At 69.0% G+C, this 9,814-nt stretch carries 6 protein-coding genes; 4 read left to right on the forward strand and 2 right to left on the reverse strand.

Features of this window, described 5'->3' with window-relative positions; all coding sequences use genetic code 11:
- Positions 1 to 160: 160 nt before the first annotated feature.
- Complete coding sequence (gene queF, locus AC1D1T_RS26015; RefSeq protein ID WP_047513485.1) at positions 161 to 598, reverse strand: preQ(1) synthase; 438 nt, start codon at positions 596 to 598, stop codon at positions 161 to 163.
- A gap of 224 nt (positions 599 to 822) precedes the next feature.
- Between queF and smc the strand changes: the two genes are divergently transcribed.
- The 3 genes from smc (at position 823) to AC1D1T_RS26030 (ending at position 6,178) form a co-directional block, all read left to right on the forward strand.
- The gene (smc, locus tag AC1D1T_RS26020; protein ID WP_477992767.1) at positions 823 to 4,338 is read left to right on the forward strand and encodes a chromosome segregation protein SMC; all 3,516 of its coding nucleotides are present in this window, start codon (positions 823 to 825) and stop codon (positions 4,336 to 4,338) included.
- A gap of 97 nt (positions 4,339 to 4,435) precedes the next feature.
- Positions 4,436 to 5,527 carry a cell division protein FtsZ gene (locus tag AC1D1T_RS26025; RefSeq protein WP_477992768.1) on the forward strand — a complete coding sequence of 364 codons (1,092 nt, stop codon included), beginning with the start codon at positions 4,436 to 4,438 and terminating at the stop codon, positions 5,525 to 5,527.
- A 99-nt stretch (positions 5,528 to 5,626) separates the two neighbouring features.
- On the forward strand, positions 5,627 to 6,178 hold the full coding sequence (locus AC1D1T_RS26030) for a hypothetical protein (RefSeq protein ID WP_477829293.1): 552 nt from the start codon (positions 5,627 to 5,629) through the stop codon (positions 6,176 to 6,178).
- Positions 6,179 to 6,185: 7 nt separating this feature from the next.
- Here the strand turns inward: AC1D1T_RS26030 and mltB are convergent, their stop codons facing one another.
- Positions 6,186 to 7,265: a lytic murein transglycosylase B gene (mltB, locus tag AC1D1T_RS26035; RefSeq protein ID WP_477992769.1), complete on the reverse strand. Its 1,080-nt coding sequence runs from the start codon at positions 7,263 to 7,265 to the stop codon at positions 6,186 to 6,188.
- A gap of 263 nt (positions 7,266 to 7,528) precedes the next feature.
- On the opposite strand from mltB, the gene AC1D1T_RS26040 reads away from it, so the two are divergent.
- On the forward strand, positions 7,529 to 9,814 hold a 2,286-nt coding region (locus tag AC1D1T_RS26040; RefSeq protein WP_477992770.1), incomplete at its 3' end, for a choice-of-anchor D domain-containing protein.

Genomic DNA, 9,814 nt, shown 5'->3' on the forward strand with positions numbered 1-9,814 from the left:
ACTCATCGGCACTGTTTGACCACAACGAACGAAGTGAGTGGAGGGAGTTTGCCGATGCATCCCCAAAGCCGAGCTTCTCCGTGGAGTCGGCCCGCCAGGGCCGACCGCCGAGGCTGAGCCCCCAGCCCATCCCCTCACCCGCCGCGCCGCGCCGCGACGCTCAGAGCAGCCCGGACTCCGCCCCATGCGCCGGCATCTGCACCACCGGCTGCGGCTTCCAGCCCTTCTTGCGGTGCTCAACCACCACGTTGGTGTAGATCCCGCCCCGCACGTACCACTTCGCCGTGATGCGGATGAAACGCGGGTCGGTCGCCTTCACGATGTCGTCGAGGATGTCGTTCGTGACCTTCTCGTGGAACGCGCCTTCGTTGCGGTAGCTCCACATGTACATCTTCAGGCTCTTCAGCTCGACGCACAGCTTGTCGGCAATCATGTCGATCGTGAAGTGCGCGAAATCCGGCTGGCCGGTCAGCGGGCAGTGGCAGGTGAACTCCGGCACCTGGAACTGGATCGCGTAGTCGCGCTTCGGGCTCGGGTTCGGGAACACGTCGAGCTGCTTGCTCGGCATCGACGGCGGCTTGGCCGGCGCCTCGCGCATGCGCAGCGGGGTGGTGGGCGGGGCGACTTTCGCGGACAACTTGGACAACTTGGCCATGGAGGGGGCGTCACGTTTTGAGAGGGTTTCGGCGGGCAGCCGCAAGAGGGCGCGATGGTATCATCGCGCCTCGCCAGAAGTCCGCGTACGCGTGGAATTCCCTAAATAAATCAATGACTTAGGCGACTCGTGGCACCCTCCGCCGCGGCCCGCCGGGACTGCTCTCCATGCGTCTGAACTCCATCAAGCTGTCGGGCTTCAAGTCATTTGCCGAACCGACGCACTTCCAGCTGCCGGGCCAGCTGGTCGGCGTGGTCGGGCCTAACGGCTGCGGCAAGTCCAACATCATGGACGCGGTGCGCTGGGTGCTGGGCGAGTCGAAGGCCAGCGAACTGCGCGGCGAATCGATGCAGGACGTGATCTTCAACGGCTCCGGCAACCGCAAGCCGGCCAGCCGGTCCAGCGTCGAACTGGTGTTCAGCAACGAGGACGCCCGCGCCGGCGGCCAGTGGAACCAGTTCACCGAGATCGCCGTCAAGCGCGTGCTCACCCGCGACGGCACCAGCAGCTACTACATCAACAACCAGCCGGTGCGCCGCCGCGACGTGCAGGACGTGTTCCTCGGCACCGGCCTCGGCCCGCGCGCCTACGCGATCATCGGCCAGGGCACCATCAGCCGCATCATCGAGAGCAAGCCCGAAGAGCTGCGGCTGTTCCTCGAAGAAGCGGCCGGCGTCTCCAAGTACAAGGAACGCCGCCGCGAGACCGAGAACCGGCTGAAGGACACGCGCGAGAACCTGACCCGCGTCGAAGACATCCTGCGCGAGCTGAACGCCAACCTCGACAAGCTGGAGAAGCAGGCCGAGGTCGCGTCGCGCTACCGCGGCCTGCAGGAATCCGGCACGCTGAAGCTGCACCAGCTGTGGTTCCTGAAGCACCGCGATGCCRCCAGCGAGCAGGAGCGCGTCAAGAAAGAGGTGCTGGAGGCCACCAACGGGCTCGAAGCCCGCATGGCCGAGCTGCGCCACGGCGAGGCCGAGCTCGAGACCATCCGCCAGGCCCACTACGCCGCGAGCGACGAGCTGCACACCGCGCAGGGCGCGCTGGCCGAGGCCTCGCTCGAGGTGAGCCGGCTCGAGGAACGCATCCGCTACGTGGTCGAGGGCCGCCAGCGCGTCGAGCAGCGCCTGGCCGAACTGAAGGCGCAGAGCGAGCAATGGGCCGAGCGCTCGCAGCAGGCCCAGGACGAGCTGGAGCAGATCGCCGAGCAGATCGCCGCCGCCGACGAGCAGGCCGAGGTGCTGGCCGCGCAGGCCGAGGAGCAGGCCGGCAACCTGCCGCAGGTCGAAGACGCGGTGCGCGCCGCGCAGAACCGCAGCAACGAACAGCGCACCGCCGTCAGCGGCGTGCAGCAGCAGATCCAGGTGCTGGCCGCCGAGAGCCGCAACCTCGACGACCAGCGCCGCCAGTTCAACGCGCGCCGCGAACGGCTCGACGGCGAGCGCCGCCAGCTGGCATCGCCCGACATGGCCCGCCTGGCCGAGCTGAAGCAGCAATCGGCCGCGGCCGACGAACTGCAGGGCGTGGCCGATGCCCGCCTGCACGAGCTGCAGGAGCAGGTGCCGGCACTCGACGAAGCGCGCCGCGAGACACAGGAGCAGGTCAATGCGCAAGGTGGCCGCCAGGCTGACCTGAGCGCCCGCCTCGACGCGCTGCGCGCGCTGCAGGAGAAGGTGCAAACGGAAGGCAAGCTGAAGCCGTGGCTCGCCAAGCACGGCCTCGAAGGGCTGCAGGGCCTGTGGACGAAGATCCACATCGAGACCGGCTGGGAGACCGCGCTCGAAGCCGCGCTGCGCGAGCGCATCAACGCGCTCGAAGTGGGCCGCATCGAGACGGTGCGCGCTTTCGCGACCGATGCGCCGCCGGCCAAGCTCGCGTTCTACACGCCCCCGCAAGCGGCCATCTCCAACACCCACCAGACCCTGTCGAAGCTGAGCGACCTGCTGCGCCTGGGCGACTCCGGCCTGAAGGCGCTGCTCAACGACTGGCTCGAAGGCGTCTACACCGCGTCGGACATCGACGAGGCGCTCGCCGCGCGTTCGAAGCTGACGCACGGCGAGGTCATCATGACCCGCGAGGGCCATGCGGTCAGCCAGTTCGCGGTCGCCTTCTACGCGCCCGATTCCGAACAGGCCGGCATGCTGGCCCGCGCGCAGGAGATCGAGAACCTGGAGCGCCAGCTGAAGGCGCAGACRCTGATCGCCGAGGAGTCGCGCAGCGCGCTGGTGCGCGCCGAGGCCGCCTACACCGATGCGTCRCAGCGCCTGGTCGGCACGCGCCGCGAAGCCGCCGAGACGCAGACCCGTGCGCACCAGCTGCATGTCGAGCTGCTGCGCCTGTCGCAGCAGGCCGAGCAGACCMGCGCGCGCCGCGAGCAGCTCGACGCCGAGCTCGGCGAGGTCGATGCGCAGCTCGAGGAGCTCGATGAACGCCGCGCCACCGGCGAGGCACGCTTCGAGGAGCTCGACATGCAGCTCGCGACCACGCAGGAGCGCCATGCCGAACTCGACGAAGGCGTGATCGCCGCCGAGCGAAAGCTTGCCGACGCGCGCGAGCAGCTGCGCTCGCTGGAGCGCCAGGCGCAGGAGGCGCAGTTCTCGTCGCGCGCGCTGGYGGCCCGCCGCGGCGAGCTGCAGCGCAGCATCGAGACGGCGCAGCAGCAGGTGGTGTCGAACGAGGCTTCGCTCGAGCAGCTGCAGCAGGAGCTGGTGAAGCTGACCGATGCGTCAGCCCATGTCGGGCTCGAAGACGCGCTGGCCTTGAAGCTCGACCGCGTGGCCGCGCTCGGCGCCAAGCGCAGCGAGTACGACGACCTGACGCTGCGCCTGCGCCGCGCCGACGAACAGCGCATGGCGCACGAGCAGAGCCTGCAGCCGCTGCGCGACCGCATCACCAAGCTGCAGCTCGAGGAGCAGGCGGCGCAGCTCGGCGGCGCGCAGTTCCTCGAGCAGCTGACCGCCGCCGAGGTCGACCTCGCGGCGCTCGCGCAGAACATCGCCGACAACAACGTCAAGCTGTACGGCCTGCAAGGCGAGATCGACCGCATCAACCGCGAGATCACCGCGCTTGGCGCGGTGAACCTGGCGGCGCTCGACGAGCTCACCGCGTCGCGCGAGCGCAAGACCTTCCTCGATTCGCAGAACGCCGACCTGAACGAGGCGATCAGCACGCTCGAGGGCGCGATCCACAAGATCGACCTGGAAACGCGCGACCTGCTCGCCAGCACCTTCAACCAGGTCAACGAGCATTTCGGGCGCATGTTCCCGAGCCTGTTCGGCGGCGGGCAGGCCAAGCTGATGATGACCGGCGACGAGATCCTCGATGCCGGCGTGCAGGTGATGGCGCAGCCGCCGGGCAAGAAGAACAGCACGATCCACCTGCTCTCGGGCGGCGAGAAGGCGCTCACCGCGATCGCGCTGGTGTTCGCGATCTTCCAGCTGAACCCGGCGCCGTTCTGCCTGCTCGACGAGGTCGACGCGCCGCTGGACGATGCCAACACCGAGCGCTACGCGAAGCTCGTGAAGCAGATGTCCGAGGGCACGCAGTTCCTGTTCATCAGCCACAACAAGATCGCGATGGAGATGGCCGAGCAGCTGATCGGCGTGACGATGCAGGAGCAGGGCGTCTCGCGCATCGTCGCGGTCGACATGGAAGCGGCCGTCAGCCTGGCCGAGGCCGCCTGATGGCAAGCGCGCTGCCGGCCGAGCGCCGGGCCGCTCCCAAGCCGGCCGGCATCCCCTCGGGGGATCGGCGAATGTACCCATTCGACGAGGGGCTCCATTGAGCACGCTGACCGTCTCGCTGGCCGCGCTGGGCGGCGTCGTGCTGGCCGGCGTGATTGCGCACGGTGCATGGCAGGCGCGCAAGGCGGGCCCGCGGAGGCCGATGGAGGCGTTGCCGCCGCCGGGGTCCACCGTGTCCGCTGACCGCGAGCTCACCGAACCGCGCGAGCCGGTGTTCGGCGAGCCGCAGCCGGTCTCCGCGGGCCACGATCCTTCTGCGCGCATCGACCTCGGCAGCGCGCTGCAGCCGCCGCCGGTGCGCCGCACCAGCGTGCGCATCGATGCGCTGATCGACGCGATCGCGACGCTGACGCTCGAGTCCCCCGTCAGTGCCGAATCGGTGCTGCCGCACCTGCCGCCGACGCGCCGCGCCGGCAGCAAGCCGTTCCTGATCGAGGGCCTGAATGCCGACAGCGGCGAGTGGGAGCCGCCCACCGCCGGCCAGCGCTATGGCGAATTCCAGGCCGGGCTGCAACTGGCCAACCGGATGGGCGCGGTCAACGAGATCGAGTACTCGGAGTTCGTGCAGAAGCTGCAGGCCTTCGCCGAATCGATCGGCGCGATGGCCGATTTCCCCGACATGCTCGATGCGGTCGCCCGGGCGCGCGAGCTCGATGCCTTCGCCGGTGCGCACGATGCGCAGCTCGCGGTGCACCTGCAGGCGCGTTCGGCGGCCTGGAGCGTGGGCTACATCCAGCAGCATGCGGCGCGCCACGGCTTCGTGCCGGGCGTGGTGCCGGGCCGGCTGGTGCTGCCGGCGGCCGACGAGGGCGCGCCGCCGGTGCTGACGCTCAGCTTCGATCCGCAGGCGGCCTTCGCCGACGACCCGAACAAGTCGGTGGTGCGCGACGTGACGCTGAGCTTCGACGTGCCGCAGACCGATGCGCGCGCCGAGCCGTTCATCGCGTGGCAGGCGAGTGCGCAGGCCCTGTCGCTTGGCATGGATGCGGCGATCGTCGACGACAACGGGCAGCCGCTGCGGCCCGAAGGGTTCGCGGCGATCGGCGGGGAACTGGGGCAGCTGTACCAGGCGCTGGAGACGCACGACCTGGCGGCCGGCACGGCGGCGGCGCGGCGGCTGTTCAGCTGAACGCCTGGTGCGTTCGTTGGCCACGCACCGGGCCTGCGATAGGATCGCTGCCGGCCGCGGAGGGCGGCCGTCATCATCCATACCTACTTGCACACCAACATGAAACGCATCCTTGCGATCCTGATCTGTTCCTTTCTCGCCGGCTGCGGCACGCAGATGAAAGTGGCTGCGGTCGACGAGAAGACCGGGCTGTTGAAGTCCGACCTCGGTTCGATCTCGAAGGCAACCGTCGTGACGGCCAAGACCATGCCGCTGGCGCCGTTCAAGGGCCTGGCCTTCATCTCCGGCGGTGGCGATTTCGGCGTCAATCAGCTGAAGGCAGTCAAGTACTTCGATCAGGTCGTGAACTACGACGAGCTGCAGAAGCTGGTGATCGTCAACAACCTGCAGGACAAGGTGCCCAGCCTGAGCGAGCCGATCGGCCTGAACAAGCTGTACCGGGCCTACAAGCCGTTCCTGTGGGTCAACTTCAAGCGGGTGCAGAAGGACAACAAGCCGTACCTGCAATTGATTGCGACCAACCCGGACACGCTGGAAGACGTCTTCGTCAGCGAGGTGTACCTCGATTTCGTGTGGGCCGGCGTCAACGATCAGAACTCGCGCTACCCGCTGTTCAATGCCCTCATCGAGTGGCTGAACAAGAACCGCTGATCGGTCGTCAGCGGGGCAGCCGCTGGTGCACGGCCGCCACGGCCTGCCCCAGCTCGATCACCGCCAGTGCGTAGTAGCTCGACCAGTTGTAGCGCGTCACCGTGTAGAAATTCGGCGTGCCGGCGATGTAGCTCGGCGCGGCCTCGCCGTTCTGCAGTTCGATCAGCGCGAGCTTGTCGCCGAACTCGCGCGCCGCGGCCGGCAGCCCGGCGCCGTGCGCGAGGAACTCCTGCGGCGTGAAGCTCGGCACGATGTCGGGCACCAGCAGCGTCGCGCGGTCGATGGCGTCCACCGGTGCCGCCACGTCGAAGTGCGTCGGCATGCCGCGCTGCCAGCCGAACTCGGCCAGGTAGTGGGCGACGCTGCCGACGATGTCGGCCCCGCTCGCGTGCAGGTCGACGCGGCCGTCGCCGTCGAAATCCACCGCATAGCGGTTCCAGCTGCTCGGCATGAACTGCCCCATGCCCATCGCGCCGGCATAGCTGCCCTTCAGCGCGAGCGGATCGACGTTCTCGCTGTGGCACAGCACGAAGAACTGCTCCAGCTCGTCGCGGAAGAACGCGCTGCGGTCGCGCCGGCCGCTCGGGAAATCGAAGGACAGCGTGGCCAGCGCATCGATGACGCGGAAGCCGCCCATCTGCTGGCCGTAGATCGTCTCGACGCCGACGATGCCGACGACGATCTCGGCCGGCACGCCGTAGAGCTCCTCGGCGCGCGCGAGCCATTTCTCGTTCTCCTGCCAGAACGCGAGCCCGGCACGGATGCGCTTCGGCTCGACGAAGCGGCCGCGGTAGGCGGCCCAGTTCTTCGCGGTGCCGGCCGGCGGCGGCATGATGAACTTCGCGACGTTCGGCACGTAGCGCGCCTCGGCCAGCTGCGACTGCACCCACTCGGCGGGCAGGCCCTGCCGCTCGGCCAGCTCGGCGCCGAAGCGCATCACGTCGTCGCGGGGGCCGTAGGGGACGGTGTCGTCACGCACCGGCGCCGTCGCGCGCGGTTTCTTCGGCTTGGCATCGGCGATGCCGGCACCCAGCAGCAACGCGAGGATCAGCGGTGTGAGCAGCAGGCGGGGGCGCGAAAAGAGCATGCGCGGATTATCGGCGTCTGCGAGGGCGGCCCGTCCAGAGGCGCGTCAAGCGGCAAGAGCCCCGTTGGGCTTCTTGAGGCGGACGTGCGCCTTCAGTACGAATTTCCCTCATCAAACTTGATGAATTCGCTCGGCCCCACGTGACAAATCCCCAAGCGCATCGCTAGACTCCACGCACCGCAGCGGCAGACCACTGCCGCGCGGGTTGCCAGTGCCCCACTGGGCCGAAGGCGACACACCTCTCCCTCGTTGTCATTGGATGCATGGTCGACGACCGTGCGCTGGGGCAGCCGTCGCATCTGGTCGACATCGACAACGACGGCAATCTGGATCTCTCCACGGCCGGCATGCTGGGCACCGGCGCGAACCTGTACCCGCCCATTCGGGCGTGGCGCTCGTTGGGGGATTTCAACTTCGAGCCGATCTCCGGGGCCGGCCAGGACTGCGACCGACCCCTCGACTTCAACGGCGACGGGCGCACCGACTGCGTGATGTGGGGCCTGTCGGTGTCGACCGGCGCCACCGGCCTGCTCAAGGTGGCCAACTACAACCTCGGCAACATCTCGGTGGGTTCTCCGCCGCTYGGYMWSCACGGYGAGAAGAGCGCCGACATGCTGGTCGCCGAYGTGAACCGCGACGGCCGCGACGACATCCTGTGGTGGAGCAGYGACCCSKCGCAGAACAAGCTGTACCTGAGCAACGGCGACGGTACCTTCACGCCATCAAGCAGCTTCAACCTGACCACCGCGAGCGACGTGCTGCAGCACAGCGACAGCTCGGCCGCCTTCGTGACGGGGGATTTCACCGGCCGRGGCGATGTGGAGATCCTGCGGCTGCGGGCCTCGCCGACGCCGGGGGATGCGACGGCGAACCAGCTGTACGTGAAGGCGGGCACCTCGYTGCCGCCGGACCTGCTGACCAGCGTGACCTCGCCGGAMGGGCTCAAGACGRCGCTCAGCTGGGTATCGCTGGGCAGTYCGGCCCGCGGYGGGMTCGGCGACCGGTATGCGAGCGATCGCGGGGATGCGGCCAATGCGGCGGTGTAYCCGCTGTTCGATGCGGTGCAGCCCGGCTACGTGGTYGCGACCGTCGAYCGCGACAGYGGYGTSGGCAGCGGCAAGGTGTCCGAAGAGTTCGGCTACCGYGGCTTCAAGGCRGCGCACGACGGGCGTGGMCCGCGCGGCTTCCGCGAGGTGCGCAGCCAGCGGCCGGCAGCGGACGGCAGCGTCCTGTCGCAGTCGACGCAGATCGTGCTGTCACACCCCTACATCGGGCAGCCCGCGCGYGCGCAGAGCTGGCGCGGCTCGCTGAACGAGGCATCGCCGGTGCTGCTGGCGAGCGAGACCAACATCTATTGCGACGCCTCGGCGTCGACCACGGCCGAAGCGGCTGCGACCGTCATGGCGCCGTGCCCGGTGCCGTCCACGGTGCGGCTGCAGCGGCCGTACCTGTTCCAGAGCAGCAAGACTGCRCGCGAGCTGAACGGCGATGCGCTGCCCGGCACGACCGTGACGACCCGCTACAACGAGAACGGGGATCCGAAGGAGGTGGTGGCGGTCACCACCGGGGCGGCAGCAGGGAACGTGGCGCAGAGCATCACAGCAACCACGAAGCACGACTACGCCGCCAACAACATCGCGGGCGACAACTGGGTGCTGGGTGGCGTGCTGCGCTCGACACAGGATCGGGTCGTGCCGAACAGTCTGGCCGCGATCGGAGCGAGCGCCGGCACGGCGCCGAACGCGGCGGCGACGCGCGGCACGCTGCCGGCGGTCACGCTGAGCGCACCGGCCTTTGCGGCCACGCAGATCGGGCAGAGCAGCAGCGCCACGGCGACGCTGAGCAACACCGGCGGCGTGGCGATCAACATCACGATGCCGACCGCTGCGGCGGTGTCGTCGGCGTCGGGCAGCGAGTTCGGCTTTGCAGGCACGACCTGCGGTGCGAGCCTGGCGGCGGGTGCCTCGTGCACGGTCAGCGTCACCTTCACGCCTTCTGCGGCTGGTGCGCGCAGCGGCGGGCTGAACATCAACACCGAGCTGGGCGTGAAGTCGGCGGTGCTGTCGGGCACGGGCCAGGCGCCGTCGGGCAGCCTGAGTGCCGTCGACTTCGGCAGCGTGGCCGTCGGCAGCGCGCCGACGCTGACCTCAACGCTCGCCAACACCGGCGTCGGCCCGCTGAGCGTGACGGTGCCGGCTGCTGCGTCAGTCAGTGGCACGGACTTCGGCTTCGTCTCGACGACCTGCGGCAGCTCGCTGCCGGTGGGCGGCAACTGTGCAATCACCGTGCGCTTCCAGCCGACGGCCAACGCGGCACGCAGCGGCAGCGTGAGCACCGGCACGGGTGCGGGGACGCTGTCTGCCGCACTGAACGGCACGGGCCTGCAATCGGTGATCGCGGTGACTGGTAGTGGCGCCGCTGGCCTGACGGCGCAGAAGGGTGGTGCGGCGGGTAGCGGGACGGTCACCTTCACGAACAGCGGCAACCAGGCGGCGACGCTCACGATGTCGGGCCTGAGCGCACCTTACTCGGTGAGCCCGGCAAGCTGC

It is taken from the genome of Rhizobacter sp. P2_H3, from assembly GCF_056403355.1.

Bases quoted from the DNA above. Each gene is read 5' to 3' on its own strand.
- queF (WP_047513485.1), bottom strand. From the start codon at position 598: ATGCGCGAGGCGCCGGCCAAGCCGCCGTCGATGCCGAGCAAGCAGCTC.
- AC1D1T_RS26030 (WP_477829293.1), top strand. From the start codon at position 5,627: ATGAAACGCATCCTTGCGATCCTGATCTGTTCCTTTCTCGCCGGCTGC.
- mltB (WP_477992769.1), bottom strand. From the start codon at position 7,265: ATGCTCTTTTCGCGCCCCCGCCTGCTGCTCACACCGCTGATCCTCGCG.